This window comes from Beijerinckiaceae bacterium, assembly GCA_004564215.1.
In the GTDB taxonomy this organism is placed as follows: domain Bacteria; phylum Pseudomonadota; class Alphaproteobacteria; order Rhizobiales; family Beijerinckiaceae; genus Methylocapsa.
On sequence record CP024846.1, the window covers coordinates 3,040,473 to 3,062,352 of the forward strand.

Consider the following 21,880-nt stretch of genomic DNA (forward strand, 5'->3'; position numbering starts at 1 on the left):
GGGTGAACTCCAACGATATCGTATACGTCATCGACGACGATGCGGCGCTGCGCGACTCGCTTCAGTTCTTGCTCGATTCCGCGGGTTTCTCGGTTCAACTCTTCGACTCGGCCGAGGCCTTCCTCGCAACTCCCCCGTCGTTGACCAGTGGCTGTGTGGTCACCGATATCCGCATGCAGCCGTTGGACGGGATCGAGCTTCTCTGCAAACTTCGTCAAGCCGGACATAATATTCCGGTGATCGTCATGACCGGACACGGCGACGTGCCCCTCGCCGTCAAGGCCATGAAACTGGGCGCCACGGATTTTCTGGAAAAGCCGTTCGATGGCGATGCCATGGTCGCGGTGGTACGGTCGACGTTCGACGCAGCTACAGCGACGTGCGGCAACTGCGATGAAGAGCTCGCGTCCCGGGTGGCTTCGCTGAGCCAGCGCGAGTCGCAAGTTCTCCAAGGACTTATCAGCGGCCAGACCAACAAAGAGATTGCCCGAGAATTTGACCTCAGCCCGCGCACGGTCGAGGTTTATCGCGCCAAGCTGATGACCAAGATGCAGGCCGGCAGCATTTCCGAATTGGTGCGTTTCGCGATCAAGGCGGGCGCCTTGCCGGCTGACTCCCGATGATCGATTATCCCCCGCGGGCCATTTCCTTCACCAGATGTTGTTCGATTTCATAGACCGGCAAATGCGTCAGATCATGGCCGAACTCAGCATGGATTGCTGATTTCACCGGTGCCGAACAATTTTTCCTGATCAAGCCGAGCACGCGCGCGGGGGCGACGACAATCAGATGTTTTGTCGTGCCATTGGAAACCAACTCGTTCAGCCTGGTGGTCAGGCCAACGATAAATTTTTCTTCTTCTTCCTGATGGCGGTCAGTCTGTTCGACCGAACTGCGGAAACTCGCCGCCGATTGGCGGACCCGTCCCGGTTTATCACTGTTCAAATCGCGATTTGGGGCATCTTCGTGTTCACGGACTTCTCGCGTTTTCAGATTGGGAAAAACCTCATCGCCTTCATTTTCAAGCAGGAGTGCCTTGCGGCCATCCGACACGATGATCCAGTCGCCGGCTCCGATTTTCGTTTTAGTCATTCTTGCTTCTCCATCGTCAAAAAAAGCGGATGCATCGCCGGCGGCGCGATGTATCCGCCCGGAACTCAACCAGCTGGCTTGATCTCGATCTTCTTCGTTACGCTCGGCGCGGGCTTAGGTGCCTTGACCGTGAGAACGCCATTGGCGATGCTGGCTTCAATTTTAGCAGGATCGGTCCCCGGGGGAAGTCGGATCGCCCGGTAAAATGAACCATAGCGCCGTTCCGTAATATGCCGATCCTTCCCTTTCTCTTCTTTTTCAGATTTCTTTTCGCCCTTTATGGTGAGCAGATCATCCGTAAAATCGATCTGGACATCCTTTTGTTCGAGGCCCGGAAGCTCAGCCGAGACTTCGATTGCACTCTCGGTCTCGGTTACGTCAATGCGCGGCACGAGATCGCCAGAGCGATTCTGATAGAAGCCGCGCCCGAAATCGTCGAAAAGCCGATCAATCTCGCCTTGGATCTGGGCGAACGGATCGGAGCTTGGCGTACGCTTGCCGAAGAGGGGTGGATTGAATGACATTGTTCGATCTCCATCTGCCGCACGACTTGGAGCCGGCATGAAATCGAATCAACCATGTTGATAGTTTTGCTGCATTGATGTCAATCAACCACGTAAACTGCTATATGCGTTTTATTGTAGGGGTGCCAGCTGGCACCAACTCACCGTTTTCGCCCTCCATTCCGGCTCGGTTGACCATGCTCCATTCAATTCGCTTTGTCGTTGCGGTGTCATTTTTCTCTCTGCTGGCTGCGCAAGCCAACGCCGAAGGCGGCAATGCTGGTGCCGGCCGCAGACTGGCGCAGGAATGGTGCGGAAAATGTCATGCGATTGGGCCGTTCGACGCGAGCCCCCTTGCGATCGCGCCTCCGTTCCGAGAATTGCATAAACGCTACAATGTGGAAGATCTGCAGGAGTCTCTGGCAGAAGGGATTCTTGTCGGCCACCCCACGATGCCGGTGTTTCGTTTCGATCCCGATCAGGTCAACAATCTGATTGCCTATTTAAAGACGCTGGAGAAGCCGCGTCATAAGGCGGCGGAATAGGAATTCCGCAAGGCCTGTCGCTCAGGACGAAATGCGGTCGACGTCGAATCGCCGTCCCGCATTTGCCGTTCTGATGCACCTGCGCTTCTCAGCCGAGGGTCAGCCGGTCTTCGACCGCCTTGACGCCCGGAGCGGACCATGCCGCGCGCTCGGCGAGCTTGCGTTCGTACCAAGCCTTGACCTTGCCTTCGAGCGTTACCTTGTCATTGTCGACAATCACACGAATGGACTCTGCTTCCACTTCGGCATTTCGATGTAATGAATCCATGATCTTCCGGTGAATGTCGGCCGCCGCCACATGCGGTTTGACCTCGATGAGATTGGTCACCCCGATGATTCCGGAAAGTCTGCGAACAGCGGATTGGGCCGCGAGCTTTTGGAATTGCCATTCCACGGTACCGGTAAGGGTGACCCAACCCTTTTGAACCGTGAGATGGATGCTGTCTGGCGGAACCTGCACGCTCCAACTCAGAATGCTGACGGCGCGCTGTGCGATCTCGTCGTCGGAGCGCTTTTTCTGCTCCGGATAGCGCACCTCGATCTCCTCAGCGATCGCCTTGACGCCTTTGATGCGCTGGACGGCGTGTTCGGCTGCGATCTTTTGGACGTAACTTCCGACGTGTCCCGTGAGCGTGACGACCCCATTTTCGACCGCGACGCCAATATTGGCCGCGTCAATGCTCGGTTCGAAATCGAGCTCGTCAATAATGAATTGACGTAGAATCCTGTCCTCCATTTCGGGTCTCCTTTGATGTGATCCGTGGCGGGGATTGATCTTCTGCCCAGGCAGTATAGCTGCCGATCCAAGAACCCTGGTTGATATGCGTCAAGTCGGCCAATGGCGCGGTTATATCGTTTGAACAACGTTCGTGCGGAATCGGAGCAGGGCAAGCGCAAGAAATAGGCCTCCTATAAGGGCGACGGCAAGATATTGCGGCCATACCACCGTGAAGCCAGCGCCTCGATAAAGGATGGCCTGCGCGAAGGAAACGAAATGGGTAGAGGGCGAGGCTTGCATCACCAACCGCAGCGCCTGTGGCATGCTCTCCAGCGGCGTATTGGTCCCAGATAGCAGGTTCATGGGCATCGCCACCAAAAGATAGAGCAGGCCCAGCTGCGGCATTGAGCGCGCGACGGTGGCGAGGAACAGTCCGACCGCGGTTGCGAAAAACAAATAGAGGGCGACCCCGCACATAAACAGCGGAATCGACCCTGCGATCGGCACCCCTAGAAGGTAACGCACAACGATCGTCAGCGAAAGTCCGACGGCGCCGGTAATGACCAGCCCATTTGCCCAGATCTTCGACATCGCGATTTCAAAAGCCGTGAGCGGCATGACCAGCAAATGGTCCATCGTCCCATGCTCGCGCTCGCGGACCACCGCGGCCCCGGCAAGTATGATCGCGAGCATGGTCACATTGTTGATGATACCCATCACGCTCATGAACCAGCCGGTCGTCACATTTGGATTAAAGGCAACGCGCACATCCAGGTTGACCGAGGACCTTGGAGCAGTTTTTGTCTCGGAGGTGCGGGAAACGTAATTATTTATTTCCGTTGTAAAAATCTGCTGAAGATAGCCGGCGCCCAATCCTGCTTGAGCCATCGCGGTCGCATCGACGTTGATTTGCAAGGCCGGGGTGCGTCCCGCCAAGACATCGCGCTGAAAATGGGGAGGGATGACGACCACAAAAGTGTAGGCGGCAATATCCATTGCATGGTCGATGTCTTGATTGAGGATCGCAACGGGCTTGTTGAACAGCGGCGGCAGGATCGCCGTGATGAGTTGGCGCGAAAGCATCGAGTGATCGTCATCGACGAAACCGACCGAGGCATTGTGGACTTCTTGCGCGCTGCTGCGAGCCTGGGCGTAGACGGCTACGGAAAACGAGTAAATGACAAGGCCGAGCAGGACAAAGTCATGAAAGAAACTGCGGAGCTCTTTCGTTCCAAGCCAAAAAATGTTGCGAAGTTTTCGCATGTTGCCTCGGCCTCAGGATTCTTGTTTCCGTAAAAGTGCGACGCTGAAGACGGTAAGAACGGGAATGAAAATCAACAAAGCGACGAAGCTGGAACCCAAATCCCAGAATCCAAGCGCTTTGGTGAATGTGCCAACGCTGATTTTTAAATAGTAGGTCATCGGGAAACTGCGGCCCATCAGGGCAGGCAGGCCGGACAGGGACGACACCGGGGCGAGCATCCCGGAGAATTGGGTTGCCGGGAGAACGGTGAGAATTGCGGTCCCGAACAGAGCCGCGATCTGGGTTCGGCAAAACGCAGAAATCAACATCCCAAATCCTGTTGTCGCAATCACGTAAATCAAGGTGCCCAACAAAAGAGTCGGGAAGCTGCCCTTCAAGGGCACGCCGAAGAAAAAAATCGCGAGCAGACAAAGCAGCGCAAAATTCACCATCGCCGTGAGGACATAGGGCACTTGCTTGCCAAGGAGGAATTCGATCCGGGTGACTGGCGTCACATAAAGATTGGTAATCGAGCCGAGCTCCTTTTCCCGGACGATGGCAAGAGCCATGAGAATGGCCGGAATGAGGGCGAGCAAAAGAGCCATGGTCCCGGGAACGATGGCATAGACACTGTCGAAGTCCTGATTGTAACGAAACCGGACTTCAATGGTCGCGGGCTGGACGGCGACCGCCGACTGGCCGTTCCGCTGCGCGAGATCAACAAGAGCCTGCTGGTGGACGCCTTGCAGATAGCCCCGGATCGTTTCGGCGCGAAACGGCATGGCGCCGTCGATCCAGGCTCCGATTACGACGGGCAGACCTTTTTTTATGTCTTGCCCGAAACGCGGGGGGATTTCGACCCCTGCCTTTATGTCTCCCGATTGCAGACGCCGCTCCAATTCCGCCTGATTTTGAAGCGGCGGCCGCTCCAGAAAATAGCGTGATCCTCGCAGTTCTTCGAGATAGGCGCGGCTTTCGGTCGTATTGTCCCGGTCGAGAACGGCGAATGTCAGATTATCCACGTCGGTCGATATGCCGGTTCCGAAGATGCCCATCAAAAAGACGGTGCCAAACAAGGCAAATCCGAGCCTAATCGGGTCGCGAATTAATTCGAGACTCTCGCGAATCGTGTAGGCGAAGAGGCGGCGCCAGCTGAACCATCGCCGCACGGCAGCTTGAGCCGTGTCGCCAGCGTGGCTCACGGCAAAATCTCGTGCAGGCTCAGCCGCGTGATTTTGTCCGCGCGCCGTTGCGGCCTCTTCGAGAAAACCAATAAAGGCTTCTTCCAGATTGGCGGCCTTGCGTTGCTTGACGAGCGCCAGGGGCGCGCCCATGGCGAGGACCCGGCCGGCATCCATCAGCGCAATCCGATCACAGCGCTCCGCCTCATTCATGAAATGCGTCGAGATGAAGATCGTCACGCCTTGGTTGCGGGAGAGATCGAAAAGCAAGGACCAGAATTGGTCGCGAGCGATCGGATCGACCCCCGAGGTGGGTTCGTCCAGGATGAGGAGTTCGGGCTGATGCACGATCGCGACGGCAAGCGAGAGACGCTGCCGAATGCCGAGCGGTAGATCGGACGCGTGCTGATCCAGATAGGCGTTGAGCTCGAATTGCTGCACGAGTTCGTGGATTCGCGCCTTGGCGTGGGCAATGTCGAACAAACGGGCGTGAAGGGTAAGATTTTGCTGAACCGTCAGCTCGGTGTAGAGCGAAAACGATTGCGACATATAGCCGACCCGCGTGCGGGACTGGAGATCGGACGCGTCTGCCCGCTTGCCAAACAACCAGGCGTCCCCCGAGGTCGCGGGCAAAAGTCCGGTCAGCATTTTCATTGTGGTGGTTTTGCCGCAGCCATTCGACCCTAAGAAGCCGAAGATTTCGCCGCGCTTGATGGAAAAATTGACATGGTCGACGGCGGTGAAGTTGCCAAAGCGGCGGGTTAGGCCGTGCGTCAGGATGACGATATCTTCATTCTCGCTGAGTCGCGGCGCCGCCTTGACCTGCTTTTGCCCACGCCTGCGTGCTTCAGGCAATAGAGCGACGAATGTTTCCTCCAAAGTGTTCGATCCCGTCGTTGCCTTCAGGTTCTTCGGTGTGTCCGTGGCAAGTATGCGTCCGGCATCCATCACGACGAGCCAGTCGAAACGCTCGGCTTCCTCCATGTAGGCTGTGGCGACCAGGATGCTCATCCAGGGGCGGCGTCGGTGCAGCCGCGCAATCAAATCCCAAAATTGCCGCCGCGAGAGCGGATCGACGCCCGTCGTCGGCTCATCCAGGATCAACAGATCCGGATCATGAATCAGGGCGCAACAAAGCCCGAGTTTCTGCTTCATGCCGCCGGAAAGCGCCTTCGCCGGACGGCTCTGAAAGGGTTCGAGTCCGGTACTCCGAAGGAGTTCTTTCACCCATTGTTCGCGCTCGGTGCCGCTCTGGCCGAACAACCGACCGAAGAAGTCAATATTTTCCCGTACGCTGAGATCCGGGTAAAGATTCTTACCCAGTCCTTGCGGCATGTAGGCAATTCGCGGGCAGACGGCGGCGCGATGCGAGGGGTCCGCCAAATCGCCGTCGAGGACCACGACGCTTCCGGTTTGTATGCGGCGCGCGCCGGCGATCAGGCTCAGCAGCGAGGATTTTCCCACCCCATCGGGGCCGATGATACCGCTCATTCGCCCGGCCGGAATCCGCAAATCGATCCGGTCGAGCGCAATCGTCGAGCCGTAGCGCAGCGAGACGCAACGAAGCTCTCCGACACTATTGCCGATGTTGATCATCGGATGCTGGACCTTTGAGCCTGGCCGGCCAATCCACATTCGGATCAAGCCGCACATAGGCAAGACCAGGCAGTCCGGAACTGACATCGGCGGCGTGCCGGCGCAGAAAATCCGCATCGACCCGCACCTTTACTCGAAACATAAGCTTGTCACGCTCGCTTTTGGTTTCAACGGTCTTGGGAGTGAATTGTGCCTGCTCCGCAACAAAGGACACATGAGCCGGGATGGCGAAGTTCGGATAGGCGTCGAGCACAATGCGCGCCTCCGATCCAACCCGGGTGCGGCCCGCATCGGCCGTTGGCAGATAGATATTCATATAGACATAGGCGGCGTCGAGAAGGGTGAAGACTTTTCCACCCGCCGGCAAAACCTCGCCGACATTGGCGATGCGATATTGAATGCGCCCTGCGCGTGGTGCGACAAGTGTATTGTCTGCGATATTGACCTGGTAAAGCTCGACATCATTCTGCGCGGCATGGAGGGCATGTTCGGCCTGGCCGACCCTTGCCGTCGCCGCGGCCAGAGCCGCGTTGGCGCCATCGAGGGCTTGCAGACGCTGGTCGTAATTCTCCCGTGTCGTGAATCCACGTTTGAGAAGCGTATTGGCCCTTTCAAACTCTGCCTTTGCCAGCGTGACGGAAGTTTCGCGCGAAGTGACGTTGGCTTGGGCTTCCTCGAGGCTCTGCCGAAATTGAAGGACTTGCGAACTCGCCTTTCTCAGCGAGGCCTCGAGATCTCTTGTATCCATGCGCGCGACGGTTTGGCCGGCCGTCACCAAATCGCCTTCGTCAACAAACAGCTCTGCAATACGCCCGGCAAATTTTGTGCTGATATCGATTTCATCGGCCTCGATTCGTCCATTGCTCCAAGCAATCCCTGGCGGCACAGGCGATAGATGCGAGCGCCAGTAAACAAAACCGCCTGCCGCGGCTCCACCAGCCAGGGCCAGAACAAGCAAAAGGCGCAGAATGATTTTCTTTTTCGGCTTTCCGAGGTCGGTTTGATCGCTGATGGGAACGGGCAGAGTTTCGCGAACCGGAACCAAAGCCATGGCCGGCGGCAGCGGGTCGGCCTGCCAATCGTGGTCCGCCGCCTGCTGCGGCAGGCTTTCAGGTTGCTCGGGGTCAAATCCGGTCATGTCGTCCCGGCTGGGCCTCGACCTTGCGGTTTTCCTTGGCGGATACGCTTCGGTCCATGCCTTACCAATTTCAACACACAAAGAGAGTTTGCTCAACCGGCTTGATCACATCAAGCGTCTAGGCGCCCATCTCCTCTAGCATGGCGCGCTTGCGCAAAGCGACATGGCGCGCTCCGTCAAGCTCCACCGCGCGCTGACTTTGAAGCTCGGAGAAGCTGCGCGACACCGTCTCCAAAGTGAGGCCGAGATAATCGGCGATATCGCGGCGTAACATGGGCAGCTCGATCAGCCCGGTGTTGCCATGTCGCGCATCCATCTCGATCAAAAAGGCCGCCAGCCGCTCCAGCGCCGTCTTCCGGCCGAGAAGCAGCATATGATTTTCAGCGTGGCGCAAATGCTGGGCCGTCATCAGCCAAAGCTCGCGCGCGGCATCGATATTGCGATGGACCAGACTTTCGACCTGGCGGCGGGTGAAGAGCAAAACCTTGCTCTGGGTGATCGACTCGGCGGTCAGATGATGCCGGTTGTCTGTTTCAAGGCCGAAGAAGTCGCCGGGGAGATGAAATCCGCCGATCTGCCGGCGTCCGTCGCGCATGATTTTATAGGTGCGTACGGCTCCCGAAACGACCTTGTAAATAAACTCGGTGTCCTCCCCCTCGCCGTAGATCTCTTCGTCGCGGCCATAATTGAAGCTGGTTCCCAAAACTTCGGGGGCGCAAGCAAAAAGCGGAACAGTCGTGCAGGGGGCGAAATCCCGCCAATCGATGATCGGTTGCTCTAATATCGTCGGGGTCGGGTGATCAAGCATTGGCGTCTCCTTTTTTGTTGCTGGAGCCTAGCCACCAATCGATCGAAACAGCCATTTGGGTCGATCCCCTACGTAGAATCCCGGAGGTCGCCGGGCGCGTGTGGGCCGTCCGTAAATTATTGATTTGCTGATAAAGCCTGAATCAAGACGGCCGCGGTATTAAGCCGCACTTGGGTTAGGCGATTTCGCCGCGCCGATACTGATCTTGGTCGTCACCGAATTGGCGATAAAGCATTCGTGGTGCGCCTTTTCATGCAGCCAGTCGATGTCGGCCTGCGTCGGCTGGTTGGCGCCCCCATAGACAATATTGGGATGCAGCTCGACGAAAGTGATGGCGAGCCGCCCGTCCTCGTTTTTCTCCAGTCGGCCCACGGCATTGTCTTCATAGCTGTCGACCACAAAACCCTTGTGCGAGGCCACGGCGAGAAACGTCAGCATGTGGCAGCTCGACAAGGCGGCGACAAATGCCGCTTCGGGATCGACCCGCTCGGGATTGCCCAGATAGGCGGGAGCCGCCGAAGCCGGTACCTCGACGCCATTGTCGAACCGCCAGACGTGATCGCGCGGGTAGCTTTTATAGCCGAAGTCCGAGCCGTTGCGTGCCCACCGAATGCTGACTTTGTGTTCGGACATGAGACGTCCTCCAATCCTTACTGTTTCCAATCCCTGCTGCTTCGACTCTGCCTGGGACTCATCATGAACGTGGCAGATGACAGGACAACCAATAACCGAAGCCGGCTTGAAATGCCCTTTTCGCGGATTTCCGTACAATTGACAACATAATGTCTAAATGACAATATATAGCATGGGTAAAGTAGACGTCCTCACAGAGCTTATTTTGGAGACGTTCCGCCTGAACGGTCGTCTCCTTGCAGCTGGCGATGCCCTCGTTGCGGACGTGGGTTTGACGAGCGCACGCTGGCAGGTCCTCGGTGCCATGGCTCTGTCTCCCGTCCCGCTGCCCGTCGCTCACATCGCGCGCAACATGGGACTGACCCGTCAGGCCGTCCAACGCCTGGTGAACGAAATGGAACGCGATGGTCTCGTGTGTTTCGAAACGAACCCCCACCATCAGCGCGCCAAGCTGGTGCGTCGGACCCCTCGGGGGCAGTCGGCCTATGAAGCAGCCATGAAGCGCCAAGACCCCTGGGCGAGCCGTCTCGCGGAGGGTCTCGGCGGTAAGCAGATTGAAGCGGCCGCCGCGACGTTGCGCACCATCCGACAACGCCTGGAAGACGACCGAGAAAAGGGAGATGCAGATGCTTAAGCGCGTTCATCCGATCGCGGGTCTTATCGGCTTTCTGATGATCCTCACGTTTTGGACTTCGACCGTGGGGGTTGAACTGTTCGGATCGAGGGACATGGTCGTCGCCGTCAAGCAAGCCATCCCGTGGGGCTTCTTGATCCTTGTTCCGGCGCTCGCGATCACCGGCGCATCCGGTTTCCGAATGGCCGGAGCCTCGACCGATGTTTTGATCGCGAGAAAGAAGCGCCGAATGCCCATCATTGCGGGCAATGGCCTCTTCATTCTGATTCCAGCCGCGCTCTATCTTGCAATCCTAGCGTCGCATGGCGCGTTTGGGACCGCGTTTTATATCGTCCAGACCGTTGAGCTTACGGCGGGCGCGGTGAACCTCATGCTCATGTCGCTCAACATTCGCGACGGCTTAAACCTGACCGGACGATTGAGCCGGCACGAATCGGCGCAGCCCGTGGAACTCGGCGAAAAATGAGTTTGGATTTTGAGCCCGCTGAAAGCGAAGCCGCGCCTCGCCGTGGCCATTGGGTCGGGCTTTGAAGGACAACTTTAGAAATACTGCGTGGCGGGGGCGACTCGCCGCCCGCGCCTGTCCTAGATTAGGTCCGGCGCGCGCGAACGAGTTGACCCAGGCGCGGATCTCCCACCGCCTCCGCTCGGAATGGATCTAGATCGAGTAGAAGCCGTCGCGCTTTATGGAGGAAATTGCGCCTATTTGTTTGGCGTCACTTTCTTGAGAACGGCGGCGCCGATCTCCTTGGCATGTTCCTCGATGCTGGCGAGTTGCTTCTTCACATATTCGGATTGATGAGCGAGGAATTCCTGCGGATCCTTCGCGTGGATGAGTTTTTGGGCGTGGTCGAACGCGGCCTTCACATTTGCTTCCGTGAAGCTGAGAGCCTTTGTGGTCGCCTCCTTGGCGCTCGTTTGCAGGGCATTTGCGGTACCTTCAGCCTGGGCGGTTGCCTTCTGCGCCGCCTCGATAAAACCTTCAAAGGCTTTGCGCGCTTCCTCGACGCTTTTCGCCGTCATATCACGGATCTCGGCGGGGATTTCGTAGGGGCTTTTTGTCATGTCAGCACTTCCCTAATTCGAGGCCATCGGTGGAACATTAATAGCCGGCCAGAGCGACGTCCACGCTTGTTAGCAGCCATCCCATTATAGATGAGGGGTTTTGCTGCCACAACGGCTGCCAAAATGTTTCCGGAGGCCAGGCCGGGGCGCCTTGCCAATCTTGCCTTTGAATTTCGCGTTCGGCGTAGAGTCGGACGTCTCAGAGAGAATGGACCGCGGCGGCGCGATTGCAGCGAGCGGTCCTGGGGGTCAATATTTGGGAACAACAGCTGCCGGTGGCGCTAACCAATCGAACTTATAGTGCCCGCTTACGGGAGCGCCTCAGGGCCGTCGCTAAATTCGTCCAGTAATCGACCGATCATTTCCTGCAGCTCCGGTCGAATTCCACCTCGGCCGGCAAATGTCGTTTCGACAAGTCCATCGTGAAAGTATTGCACCCATTCCTCATCAAGGACAGACTTTGGGTCGCCTGTACTCTTGAGTTGGCGCAAGCCTCGTCGCGCCAAAGGAGTGTAGCCGCGCAGAATGACCCTGAAATATTCTTCTTTTACCAATTCTCCTTGTCCAAAATCCTCTTGTTTCTCTTGGGCCCAAACCGTCTGCCTCAACTGACCGGGCCAGAGAACCGCGTCGACTCGAGCCAACCCTCTGAGCAAGTGATTGCCGTAGGGCAAGTTCCCCACGATTTCCTCCGTCCGCTCCGGTGCCTGACCCCACGCAATCAAGAACCCGGCCAGCACCAACAGCAATACGGAGAGCCAAATGGATACGAGCACCGCAAGAACCACAATCGCCAGGGCTATTCCGAGCTTAGTCCTATTGTTCAAAGTCATCTTTATCCCTCCCGTTTTTTTTGAAAATCTAGCACAGGGATTTCTAAAAACCGAGGAAGGACTGATTGATACTGACCGCAAGCTTCCTGATCCGACGACCCTGGGGATGCAACTGCTGCCGCCTGGCGGGGGAGGACCAACAAAGGTTGGCCTTGGCAAATGACCCGGCCTCGGTGCCCGCTGTCGCGGCGCAAGCCAGCAGGGCACATCTCGTTTTGGGACTGAAGGGGCGGCGTTGCCGCGTAAAATGGGGCCGAGCTTAGGGACCGCTCGATGCTCTCGATCATAAGTCAGTGGCATCAATGGGATATGTGAGCCAGCTGGCTCCCTGAGCAGGACTCGAACCTGCGACCGATCGATTAACAGTCGATTGCTCTACCAGCTGAGCTATCAGGGATCACGCGGCTTTTTTCGCGGCGACGCGCATATAACAAGCTCGCCGCAGCTTTGCAAAGCGCAAATGATGGCCCATCCTGGCTCTGTCCCCACGGCAAAGCCCACGGAGCGCAAGCCGGTTCTTGCGAGGATGCGGCAGCTTTGTTATAGCCGGGGGCGCTCTGGCCCCCGGGCTCGTTGCGGCGGGGGCCTCGTGGCGGAATGGTTACGCAGAGGACTGCAAATCCTTCAATCCCGGTTCGATTCCGGGCGAGGCCTCCACGGGGTTCTTTGACCATTGTTTTGTAAGGGTTTGTTGCCCTAAAAGTCCAAGATCAATGACACTGAACGTTGCGCAAGGCACGCATCCTGGCCGCGCGTCACTCTTTGCAAAATGACGTCGCCGGCACAAGGCGTCGGGATTCGGCTTTGAGCCAGGCACGCCAATAGGGCGGCCGCAGATTGCGCAGATTCGCGACCTGTGCCCTGCTCGGATTTGGCGGTGGCGGAAAACCTCAGCGCCTCCCTGCCCAGTTTTACCGCGCGGCCTGCGATAGCTTTCGCCTCTTTGCTTACTTTGATCCGAGGTTTCCAATCGTTCGATGGGGTTGCTTCCATGCGGTTTCCGTACGGGGCTCACACTAGTGGCGAAGGCCGGACGCTTCCTTGCCAATTTGATCAGGCCATTTAGAATATCTTGCAACACACTGAAAAATAGGCGGGAGAGACCGTAACACCTAACTCGCTCATACCGCCGAGCGCGCGGAACCGTGGGGGTTTCCAATCGTTCGCACCGCCGTTCGGAAACGTTCTAACCGGTTCGCCGCAGGCAAATCGCTCCGCGCCGCAAGGGGGACCTCACGTCGGGACTAGTTTTTGGGTAGAGTCAAAAAATACTGCTGATTCAGCATCCTCCGTCGATTCCTGCAGCGCAGCCCTACACTCTCCGAGGCCCCCCATGTTTGCGAAAATCCTCTTTGCGTGGCTCTGGCTGGCCCCCGCTGCGGCATTTGCCGAAGACCACGCAAAACCAAACATCATAGAAGAGAAGGACGGGAACGTTACAAATTACAGGGTTGAGGGAAGTCTGGCCGCGACAAATCCGGTGGGCTGTATTCCCCTGGCGGACGCGAAAAACAACCTCACCCCGGCCGATTTATACAAGGGCATTTCGGAATGCATCGATCAGAATAAATTCGAAATGGCGGTCGAATTATTTGCTCTCGCCGGCATATATGCGCGTTTCGATGCAGAGAGGGTCACGGACGAGACGGCGGGCCAAGCCGGAGAAGTGTTGATCAGCGACACATTCGCGAACGTGCCAGAGAAAAAAAAGTCGCAATTTTTCGCGATGTTCCAGCGCATCTCAAAGAGCCCGAAATTGCTGGAGCCGCTCTGCGTCAAGATTCGTCAGATGGGCGCCCCCGACTATGAGCCGAAATATATGATCCTGCATGGCATGAAGGCGTTCCTGGGCGACCCTTATGAGGGCGCGTTATCGGATAAATTTGACGCGGCGGCGACATGGCAACGTCTCCAATCGGACTATTTGCATTGTCCCAAGTAAGTGAAACCCAATCGATGAGGCCGAAGATGAATCGCATGCTTTCACGCGGCATTGGCGCCGCGATGGCCTTGTCCCTTTTTGCGCCGGCGTTCGCCCAGAGCCAGATGGAGTTGAACGAGGAGGCCGCAAAAGATTTTGCGGCGACCGACAAAAAGCTGAACGAGATTTACCAAAGTCTGATGACCAAGATCTCGACGTCAGGACAGGCCCATCTCCGGGACGCAGAGAAGGCTTGGATCGATTACCGCGATCGGGAATGCGCCTTTGAAACCCTTGGAACCGTCGATGGCTCCGTTCACCCATTGGTCCTGCTGAATTGCAAGAGCCGCCTCACCAGCCAACGCATCGCAGATCTCGAAGCGCAATTGAACTGCGAAGAAGGAGACCTCTCCTGCGGCGGCCAATGAGTCGCGGAGCATGGCGGTCGCATCGCTGATAGGCGCGCGGGAAGGGCGGGGCCAACAGGCTAGCTATTTGAGGCCTCTTTTGCGGCCTTTGCGGCAGCCTTACGGATAAAGCCGTTTCATCGCAAGGCGTTGACGATTTAGATCAAAATCACAGTTATCTAAAGAACAACCGCGCCACTTGTGGCCGCGATGACACACGGGTCCAGATTGTAATCTATGGGCCCGCCCATATCGCGACTCGTCTTGACCTTGTTAAGTCTTTCGGATGGCATTGCCTTCGCTGGAGCCATTGCCGGACTACGAAGCGCCCGCGATCATGCAATGGAATTTTTTCCGGCGTTCTCAAGGAGCGGTGAATTGGGCTGGTCGATCGTGCGAGCTGCAGTTCAAGCCTGGGCGATCGTGCTCCTCGGGATCGCCGGATTCTCGGGCACGTCCGTCTGCGCTCAAACGGCGCCGGAGCCCCTTGGCGGAGATCTCCTTTTCCAGACCATGCTGAGCAAACCGTCCAATCTGGACGCGACGCTGCAATATGCGGTGACCAGCAAGGATGCAGGGGATATCGAAGCCGCGATCGGCGCGCTCGAGCGGCTGCTGTTTTTCAACCGCAATTTGTCTCGGGTGCGGTTTGAGCTAGGGACGCTCTACTTTCGCCTCGGCTCCTACGAGATGGCGCGCGGATATTTCGAATCCGCCCAATCTTCTCCCGACGCCACCGCGGATCTGACGCAGCGCGCCCAGGAATTCCTCGACAAGATCGATAAAAAGCAGCAGCCGGACCAATGGAGCGGAAGTGCTCAGACGGGGCTCCGTTTTCAGTCGAACGCCAGCCTTGGCTCGAATCAACAAGCCTTGCTCGGCGCGACGCGGCCCCTCAATAGCCAGTTTGCGCCTCAGTCCGACGTGAACTGGTTCGGGATTGTCGCGCTGAATTATGTCCACGACTTCGGCAATCAGCAAGGAGATGTGTTCGAGGCCAGTATCCTTGGCTATGATGCGCAGCAATTTAAGGTCTCCGCGGTCGACGCGGGGTTCGTCGAGGTTCGCGCCGGTCCTCGCTTCGGCGTCTTCCAGGAGATTTTGAACGGCGCCTCGATCAAGCCCTACATCGTTGCGACGGGGGTGGCACTTGGAGGTGAGCCCTATCTCGGAAGCATCGGCGGTGGCGTTACGATGCATTTCGATTTGGCGAGTGTCGCGCTTGATCCTTACATTGAGTTCCGCCGCATGGGGTATCGTAACTCCAGCCTCTACCCGCTGGCGTCAGGGCTGAATGGGACACTTTCGACCTATGCTCTGCAAGGCGGAGGACAGATATTTTCGGGAGTGCGCTGGCAGGCTAAACTCGCCTACAACCATAGCGACGATGCCTTTCCCTGGTACAGCTACGACCGATATGGCTTTGACATTTTATTTCCCAGCACGGTTCCGTCCCCTTGGGGAGGACGGAGCTGGATCGTGACACCTTCCTTTGGTTTTGCGCAGTGGCAATACCGACAGCCCGACCCGACGTTTTCTCCCTTCACAAGAGAACACGATCTGGAATGGAGACTGGGCCTAGGGCTGGATGTTCCGATCTATGACCGGTTTGGGCTTGGCGTGCAGGTGCAATACCGTACATTCAACTCGAATATTCCCGGGAATACGTTTGAAGATCTTTCGGTCACGCTGGGTCCCACGGTCAGTTTTTGAGAAAGCAACATGGCGTTCAAGAATAACCCGCTGGTCGCATGGACTGCTGCAGTGCTGATGGCCGGCACCGCGTTTGCGGGTTTGCCGGCTGTCGCCCAGGAAGTTGGCGCTGCCGCCGCGGTCAATCCGCTTTCCCAAAGCACGCCGCCGGGCCGGCAAACGCGCGTGTTGCGAATTGGGGCGCCGATCGTGCATGACGAACGCGTCCAAACAACAGCGAGCGGGACCGCTCAACTTCTGTTCATTGACAAGACCACCCTCAATGTCGGTCCGAACAGCAATCTTGTGATCGATAAATTTATTTACGATCCCGCCTCAGGCACGGGCCAAATGGCAACGTCATTGACCAAAGGGGTCCTTCGCTTTGTCGGCGGACGGCTGAGCCACCAAGGCGCCGCCACGGTCAGTACCCCGGTTGCGACGATTGGAATTCGCGGAGGCACGGCGACGATCGCGCATGGACGGGAGGGTACGCGGGTCATCAATCATTTCGGCGCGATCACGATCACCAATGCCTGCGGCTCCGTCACCATCCGGCGCACGGGCTTTGCTGTTTCTCTCGCCAACCAGAACACCTGCCCGACCGATCCGCAACGCGCGTCCCAGGCTGAGGTCAATCACTATCTCGCGCTTCTGACGAGCCAACCGGGACAGAACGGCGGAGCGACGTCGATTCCAACCGACGCCCTGGTCGGCCAATTCGGGATCAGCCAATTGTCCGGTAACGTTGGGCCGGATAGCAGATCGATCCAGCAGCAGACCACCAATGTCGAAACCTTCGTCTTCGATACAATTCTGCAGGCGACGCAAAAGGCGGCTGTGAGGCAAGTCAATCCCTTCCCACGCCCGTCGCCAGAACCGCCGCCCCCACCCCCGCCTCCACCGCCCCCTCCGCCTCGCGATCCGCAAGTGTCGCCATAGCAAGGCGGCGGATGCCGATTGAAGCGGCGCCGCCAGCCGAGATCGCACTCGGTGGCTCAGCTTGTGAAGGAGCGGCGATCGCCCTCATTACGGGGATCAGTGCGATTGAGATTCATGCTTGCCGGTGATTTCTTGCTATGCTGTCTCCCCGGAGTTCGAAGACAGGCAGTAAGTCTTGCGACGCCAAAAAACGCGCATCAGCCGATTATTTTTCCCGCTCGTATGCGGATTTCTGCTGCTCGCGGTCGTCGTGCGCGGGGCCGATCCGTTCTTCGTCCAGGCGCTGCGCCTGATTGCCTTTGACGCCTATCAGCGGTTGGCGCCGCAATCCTACGATCCAGAGCTTCCGGTCCGTATCGTCGACATCGATCCAGAATCTATTGCGCGATTCGGACAGTGGCCATGGCCGCGAACGACCATGCGCGACCTCGTCGTCCGGCTCAACGAACGCAACGCTGCGGCCATTGCGTTCGATATCGTTTTCGCGGAGCCGGATCGCACCTCTTTCGAGGAAGTTGTAAAACATCTACCGCCCGATCAAGCCAGCGAACTGCGCAGCAAAGCCGGTTCTTCGACGAATGATGAATTGTTCGCGGAAGCCCTCAAGGCGGCGCCGAGCGTGCTGCAAATCATATTGACGAACCGACCGGAGTCCGAGCTGTTCACCCCAAAGGCCGGCTTCGTATTCGCCGGCGACGACCCCAAAGCCTTTCTGCGGGCCTACTCCGGCGTCGACGGCAATCTGCCCTTGCTGAGCAGCGCTGCAAAGGGTCTCGGCGCAACAAATCTATTTCCTGCTCGCGACGGGGTGGTTCGGCGCGTGCCGCTGTTTTTCCGGCTCGGTGACCAAATCGTTCCTTCGCTCGCGGCGGAGGCTTTAAGGGTGGCTCAGGATGCTTCGACCTATGTGCTCAAATCGTCGAATGCCAGCGGCGAGACGGCCTTTGGGCAAAACACCGGTCTCAATCATGTGCGCATCGGCAATCTCGATGTCGCCACTGACGAAGAGGGTGCCCTGGCCCTCAAATTTCGTCAGAGCAATCCCTCTGCCTTCATCCCGGCTTGGAAACTTATCGCCGGCGACGTCGACGAAAAAGAGATCGTGGGCAAGATCATTCTTATTGGCACCAGCACGCCCGGTTTGCTGGACCTGCGGGCAACGCCTCTCGATGCCGCCTTGCCCGGTGTCGAGATCCAGGCGCAAGTCCTTGAACATATTCTCGCGGGCCGCACGCTGACCCGCCCTGACTATGCCGTGGCGGCCGAGCAATTGCTGATCGTCGCCTTGGGCTTATTGATGGCGCTTGCCATGTCTCGGCTTTCCCCAGCATTCGCAGCAAGCCTTGGCGCCATCCTACCCCTCGCGGTTCTTGTCACCGGATGGATTTCCTACCGCTATTGGAATCTTCTGTTCGATCCCCTTTATCCCTCGCTCGCCTTGCTGATGCTCACCGCCGGCATGACGTTTTCCGTCTACCGTGAGGTGGAGAGGCAACGCCGTGAAATCCGCACTGCGTTCAGCCGCTATCTCGCACCGGCGGTCGTTGAGGAGATTATTGCCGATCCGGCGAAACTTGAACTCGGTGGCGAGGTTCGCGAACTCACACTGATGTTTTGCGACGTACGGGATTTCACGTCGATTTCAGAAGGACTTACCGCCAGCGAACTCACCATGTTCGTTCAGGAGCTTTTGACGCCGCTGAGCAATATTATTTTGAGGGAGCGCGGAACCATCGACAAATATATGGGCGATGGCATCATGGCTTTCTGGAACGCGCCGCTCGACGTGAGCGACCATCCCCAGCGGGCCTGTCGCGCCGCGATCGAAATCGTCGGCAAAATCGCCGACCTCAATCGACAATGGAAGGAGCGGGCGATGGCGGTCGGCCGGACCTTCGACGAAATCAGGATCGGGATCGGCATCAACACCGGCAATTGTTGCGTCGGCAATCTCGGCAGTGAGCAGCGCTTCGACTATTCGGCGATCGGCGATGAGGTCAATGTCACGTCGAGGCTCGAAGGTCTGGCCAAGCTCTACGGTCTGTCGGTGGTGGCGGGCGAGGCGACGGTCAATCGGTGCCCTTCGCTCGGCATCCTCGAGCTCGATCTGATCCAAGTGAAGGGCCGGGCGAGACCCACGCGGGTTTTTGCACTTCTTGACGTTTTGGGCTGCGGCGAGCCGGACCTAATGCGGCTGCGGCCGCTTCATGAAAAGTTCCTGCACGCCTACCGGGCGCAAAACTGGGACGAATGCGAAACCCTCGTCGCGCAATGTCGAAAGGCCGGCGTCACGGCCCTCGATTCTTATTATGCGTTGTTTGCCGCGCGCATCCAGAACCTGCGCGATGCAGCGCTCAACCACGATTGGGATGGTGCCTACGCCATGACCGAGAAGTGACGCTCATTCTGTCCGGTTCGCTTAAATCCGGGCCCTCGCGACACTCCTCACGACTTGAGTTGGGACATGACGCTGGCCATATCTCCCTTCACAATGATTTCGTGGCTCTCGGTGAACACGATTGTTACATTGCCATTGCCGGTATCGCGCAATAAGCGAATGAACAAAGGATTTACGGCGACCTTTGTGCCGGTCGGCAAGGTAAAGAGGCATAGTTCTAATTGCACGGTCCGTCCTCCCTTTTGCCAAACGCTTATCATAAAAAGCCATCTCGGACCCAGCTAACTCCTGGGGCTGGGTGCTGACGAGGGAGGCTTCTCTCACAGCGCGGCGGGGAGGCTAAATCGAGACAGACGCTTGCGTCTGTTCCTCATGTCTGTTCAGCCGTGAGCCCGGCTACGCCACGACGTTTTTGAGCCTATTGAGGTTGGCTTGCTGGTTGTCCATATAACGGCTGCCCGGTGTCGAGGGTTGTTTGGTGGGCGACGCTTCAACAAGAAAAACGATTGGATAAATCCAATGGGATATAAAATATCAGCCGACCCGCCGACGAAACGACCGGGGTCCGGGGTCCCTGTGAGCCGGATGATCATTACCCTCGGTGCGCTGGGCCTCCTCGGTCTGGTTGCCTTGGGCGCAAGGCAGATCATGGGCACGGTCAATATCGTCAGTGTCCCACTCGCCGGCGAATGGCAGGCGCGACACAAGCCCTGGCGCCTCGACTTTCGTCCCGACAAAACGATCGTAAGCTCAGCAAATCCGTCCGCGAGCCCAGCTGAATCGGGTGGTGTCGAGGCGAAGGGAACATATTCGGTGGATTATAGTGCCACGCTCTGGGTTAAGCTGAGCAATGGCAAAATTTACACGGCCGCTTTGTCGGAAGCCTCTCCAAACCGGTTCGATCTGATCGAATCGGGAACCGATGGTGTAACCGCGTTCGAACGCGTGCTGCCTTCGAAGTAAACCCGCCGGATCATTGAGGAAAAACCACATTCAGGCTTGCTGTTTGACCGATCCGCTTTGGCTGGATTTTCGCGTGATATATTGAAATCCAACCACGGCCTCGGGGACGAAATGTGATCGAACCCAAGGTCGGCCTTTTTCCTTAAAAAGCGTTCTATCCCCGTCAGCGCGCTACGTGATGGGATTCAAGCTTGATATCCACCACCAATATGGCTAAACCAGCCGATCATCTAGGTCGACGAACACATTGGGTTGTCCGCCGTTTGACGCGCATGACAGCGCGACCGTCACATTTGGAGAGTCATATGCCAAACGGCACCGTGAAATGGTTCAATGCAACAAAGGGATTTGGTTTTATTCAGCCGGATAGCGGCGGAGCCGATATTTTCGTTCATATCAGCGCCGTCGAGCGCGCCGGTCTGAGCAATCTGAATGAAGGGCAGAAGGTGTCGTTCGACGAAGAGCGCGACCCCAAAAAGGGAAAGACCTCTGCCGTCAATATCAAGGCCCTTTAAATAATCTGGGAGGGACTTCGTCGGTTTGGAAGGACCCTCCCTTAACGCATGACACTGCATGTTTATCGCCATCGGCGGCATGCCTGTAGAACCGCGACCATGACGACGTTGCGGGGTGAAACCGGGCGTGAGATCACGCTTGATGCCGGGGGAGAAACTCCATGAGATTCTCTTGCCCGCACAGAAGGCCGCTCGGCCTCTTGCTGTCTTCAATTCTTCTCATTGCACCGATGCCGTTCTCACGCGCAGCGGACTCCGCCGCCGTGGCGACGGGCATGGCCGTGAGCGTCGTGAAAGCCAAAAGCGCTTGCTTTGTCGATAATCTGCAATTGAACGGAACCATCATCCCACGGGAAGAGATTTTGGTCCGGCCCAATGTCGAGGGGTTGCAGTTAGCCAGCATCCTTGTTGACGACGGAGCCACAGTGAGCGTGGGTCAGGCGCTTGCTCAACTGACGCGGCCCGGATGGATGCCAGGTACGCCCACCAAGGTAACCATAACCGCGCCGGCGAAAGGCATTCTGGTCCGAAGACAGCTGGCCCTTGGAATGCCGGCTTCCTCGCGTGGCGCGCCGATGTTCAGCATTATTCGCGATGGCGAGCTCGAATTCGAAGCTGAAATTCCTCAGATTGCCCTTGCCAAGGTGAAGACCGGCCAGGCGGCACGGATAGAAACATTAAGTGGAGATGTATTTTCCGGGATCGTGCGAAGCATTCTTCCGGAAATCGATCCATTGACTCAGCTCGGCCACGCTCGCTTCGAGGTGCGCGGCGCGCAGGGCATTGTGCCCGGGGCATTCGCGACGGCCTCGATCGACCTGGAAAAAAGCTGTGGGACCGCAGTGCCGCTGGCATCGATCCTCTACGGACCGGAAGGCTCGGTGGTGCAGGTCGTGCGGAACGATAAGGTCGAGACCAGGAAGGTGAAGGTCGGCCTTCTGGACGGCAAGGATGCTGAAATCCTGGCTGGCCTAAACGCCGGAGACACGGTTGTGGCGCGCGCCGGATCTTTCCTGCGCGAGGGCGAGGTCGTCAGACCGGCGCCTTAGGTTT

At 57.6% G+C, this 21,880-nt stretch carries 23 protein-coding genes, 2 tRNA genes and 1 pseudogene; 13 read left to right on the forward strand and 13 right to left on the reverse strand.

What is annotated here, in order from left to right; translation table 11 throughout:
* Positions 1-2: 2 nt before the first annotated feature.
* Positions 3-623: a DNA-binding response regulator gene (fixJ, locus tag CU048_14565; protein QBR72298.1), complete on the forward strand. Its 621-nt coding sequence runs from the start codon at positions 3-5 to the stop codon at positions 621-623.
* A 4-nt stretch (positions 624-627) separates the two neighbouring features.
* Here the strand turns inward: fixJ and CU048_14570 are convergent, their stop codons facing one another.
* On the reverse strand, positions 628-1,092 hold the full coding sequence (locus CU048_14570) for a host attachment protein (GenBank protein QBR72299.1): 465 nt from the start codon (positions 1,090-1,092) through the stop codon (positions 628-630).
* Between the two features lie 65 nt (positions 1,093-1,157).
* The gene (locus tag CU048_14575; protein ID QBR72300.1) at positions 1,158-1,616 is read right to left on the reverse strand and encodes a heat-shock protein; all 459 of its coding nucleotides are present in this window, start codon (positions 1,614-1,616) and stop codon (positions 1,158-1,160) included.
* 221 nt (positions 1,617-1,837) lie between these two features.
* Here CU048_14575 and CU048_14580 point away from each other — a divergent pair, with 221 nt between their 5' ends.
* A complete protein-coding gene (locus CU048_14580; GenBank protein ID QBR72961.1) occupies positions 1,838-2,140 on the forward strand; it encodes a hypothetical protein in 303 nt (100 codons plus the stop codon).
* 88 nt (positions 2,141-2,228) lie between these two features.
* Here CU048_14580 and CU048_14585 read toward each other — a convergent pair whose 3' ends face one another.
* The 6 genes from CU048_14585 to CU048_14610 all read right to left on the reverse strand — a co-directional run bounded on the left by CU048_14585 (position 2,229) and on the right by CU048_14610 (position 9,457).
* Complete coding sequence (locus tag CU048_14585) at positions 2,229-2,876, reverse strand: ornithine aminotransferase (GenBank protein QBR72301.1); 648 nt, start codon at positions 2,874-2,876, stop codon at positions 2,229-2,231.
* A gap of 111 nt (positions 2,877-2,987) precedes the next feature.
* Entirely contained in the window at positions 2,988-4,121 is a 1,134-nt protein-coding gene (locus tag CU048_14590; GenBank protein QBR72302.1) for an ABC transporter permease, read from the reverse strand.
* A gap of 12 nt (positions 4,122-4,133) precedes the next feature.
* The gene (locus CU048_14595) at positions 4,134-6,878 is read right to left on the reverse strand and encodes a multidrug ABC transporter ATP-binding protein (protein QBR72303.1); all 2,745 of its coding nucleotides are present in this window, start codon (positions 6,876-6,878) and stop codon (positions 4,134-4,136) included.
* Positions 6,859-8,016, reverse strand: a complete 1,158-nt coding sequence (locus CU048_14600; GenBank protein ID QBR72304.1) for a secretion protein HylD — start codon at positions 8,014-8,016, stop codon at positions 6,859-6,861. Before CU048_14600 ends, CU048_14595 begins: the two co-directional genes overlap by 20 nt.
* Positions 8,017-8,134: 118 nt before the next feature.
* Positions 8,135-8,824, reverse strand: coding sequence for a transcriptional regulator (locus tag CU048_14605; GenBank protein ID QBR72305.1), 690 nt, complete (start codon positions 8,822-8,824; stop codon positions 8,135-8,137).
* 159 nt (positions 8,825-8,983) lie between these two features.
* The gene (locus tag CU048_14610; GenBank protein QBR72306.1) at positions 8,984-9,457 is read right to left on the reverse strand and encodes an osmotically inducible protein OsmC; all 474 of its coding nucleotides are present in this window, start codon (positions 9,455-9,457) and stop codon (positions 8,984-8,986) included.
* Between the two features lie 157 nt (positions 9,458-9,614).
* On the opposite strand from CU048_14610, the gene CU048_14615 reads away from it, so the two are divergent.
* Positions 9,615-10,091 carry a MarR family transcriptional regulator gene (locus CU048_14615; protein ID QBR72307.1) on the forward strand — a complete coding sequence of 159 codons (477 nt, stop codon included), beginning with the start codon at positions 9,615-9,617 and terminating at the stop codon, positions 10,089-10,091.
* The gene (locus CU048_14620) at positions 10,084-10,557 is read left to right on the forward strand and encodes a hypothetical protein (protein QBR72962.1); all 474 of its coding nucleotides are present in this window, start codon (positions 10,084-10,086) and stop codon (positions 10,555-10,557) included. The genes CU048_14615 and CU048_14620 overlap by 8 nt, the downstream gene beginning before the upstream one ends.
* Positions 10,558-10,793: 236 nt before the next feature.
* Here the strand turns inward: CU048_14620 and CU048_14625 are convergent, their stop codons facing one another.
* The 3 genes and pseudogenes from CU048_14625 to CU048_14635 form a co-directional block, all read right to left on the reverse strand.
* The gene (locus tag CU048_14625; protein ID QBR72308.1) at positions 10,794-11,156 is read right to left on the reverse strand and encodes a phasin; all 363 of its coding nucleotides are present in this window, start codon (positions 11,154-11,156) and stop codon (positions 10,794-10,796) included.
* A 620-nt stretch (positions 11,157-11,776) separates the two neighbouring features.
* Positions 11,777-11,983 (reverse strand): annotated as a pseudogene (locus tag CU048_14630) (hypothetical protein).
* Between the two features lie 327 nt (positions 11,984-12,310).
* Positions 12,311-12,386: transfer RNA gene (locus tag CU048_14635), tRNA-Asn, on the reverse strand.
* Between the two features lie 186 nt (positions 12,387-12,572).
* Between CU048_14635 and CU048_14640 the strand changes: the two genes are divergently transcribed.
* A tRNA-Cys gene (locus CU048_14640) sits at positions 12,573-12,646 on the forward strand.
* A 39-nt stretch (positions 12,647-12,685) separates the two neighbouring features.
* Here CU048_14640 and CU048_14645 read toward each other — a convergent pair.
* On the reverse strand, positions 12,686-12,982 hold the full coding sequence (locus CU048_14645; GenBank protein ID QBR72309.1) for a hypothetical protein: 297 nt from the start codon (positions 12,980-12,982) through the stop codon (positions 12,686-12,688).
* Positions 12,983-13,322: 340 nt separating this feature from the next.
* Here CU048_14645 and CU048_14650 point away from each other — a divergent pair, with 340 nt between their 5' ends.
* The 5 genes from CU048_14650 (at position 13,323) to CU048_14670 (ending at position 19,349) form a co-directional block, all read left to right on the forward strand.
* The gene (locus CU048_14650) at positions 13,323-13,931 is read left to right on the forward strand and encodes a hypothetical protein (GenBank protein ID QBR72310.1); all 609 of its coding nucleotides are present in this window, start codon (positions 13,323-13,325) and stop codon (positions 13,929-13,931) included.
* On the forward strand, positions 13,889-14,338 hold the full coding sequence (locus CU048_14655) for a hypothetical protein (GenBank protein ID QBR72311.1): 450 nt from the start codon (positions 13,889-13,891) through the stop codon (positions 14,336-14,338). The genes CU048_14650 and CU048_14655 overlap by 43 nt, the downstream gene beginning before the upstream one ends.
* A 216-nt stretch (positions 14,339-14,554) precedes the next feature.
* A complete protein-coding gene (locus tag CU048_14660; protein QBR72312.1) occupies positions 14,555-16,030 on the forward strand; it encodes a hypothetical protein in 1,476 nt (491 codons plus the stop codon).
* A gap of 9 nt (positions 16,031-16,039) precedes the next feature.
* Positions 16,040-16,951 carry a hypothetical protein gene (locus tag CU048_14665; GenBank protein QBR72313.1) on the forward strand — a complete coding sequence of 304 codons (912 nt, stop codon included), beginning with the start codon at positions 16,040-16,042 and terminating at the stop codon, positions 16,949-16,951.
* Positions 16,952-17,126: 175 nt separating this feature from the next.
* Positions 17,127-19,349 (forward strand): adenylate/guanylate cyclase domain-containing protein, encoded by a 2,223-nt coding sequence (locus tag CU048_14670; GenBank protein ID QBR72314.1) that lies wholly within the window; start codon positions 17,127-17,129, stop codon positions 19,347-19,349.
* Between the two features lie 47 nt (positions 19,350-19,396).
* Here the strand turns inward: CU048_14670 and CU048_14675 are convergent, their stop codons facing one another.
* Complete coding sequence (locus CU048_14675; protein ID QBR72315.1) at positions 19,397-19,609, reverse strand: hypothetical protein; 213 nt, start codon at positions 19,607-19,609, stop codon at positions 19,397-19,399.
* A gap of 325 nt (positions 19,610-19,934) precedes the next feature.
* Here CU048_14675 and CU048_14680 point away from each other — a divergent pair, with 325 nt between their 5' ends.
* From CU048_14680 to CU048_14690, 3 genes are all read left to right on the forward strand, one after another.
* Positions 19,935-20,312 (forward strand): hypothetical protein, encoded by a 378-nt coding sequence (locus tag CU048_14680; GenBank protein QBR72316.1) that lies wholly within the window; start codon positions 19,935-19,937, stop codon positions 20,310-20,312.
* Between the two features lie 305 nt (positions 20,313-20,617).
* Positions 20,618-20,827, forward strand: coding sequence for a cold-shock protein (locus CU048_14685; GenBank protein QBR72317.1), 210 nt, complete (start codon positions 20,618-20,620; stop codon positions 20,825-20,827).
* 161 nt (positions 20,828-20,988) lie between these two features.
* Positions 20,989-21,876 carry an efflux transporter periplasmic adaptor subunit gene (locus CU048_14690; protein QBR72318.1) on the forward strand — a complete coding sequence of 296 codons (888 nt, stop codon included), beginning with the start codon at positions 20,989-20,991 and terminating at the stop codon, positions 21,874-21,876.
* The last annotated feature ends 4 nt before the right edge of the window (positions 21,877-21,880 follow it).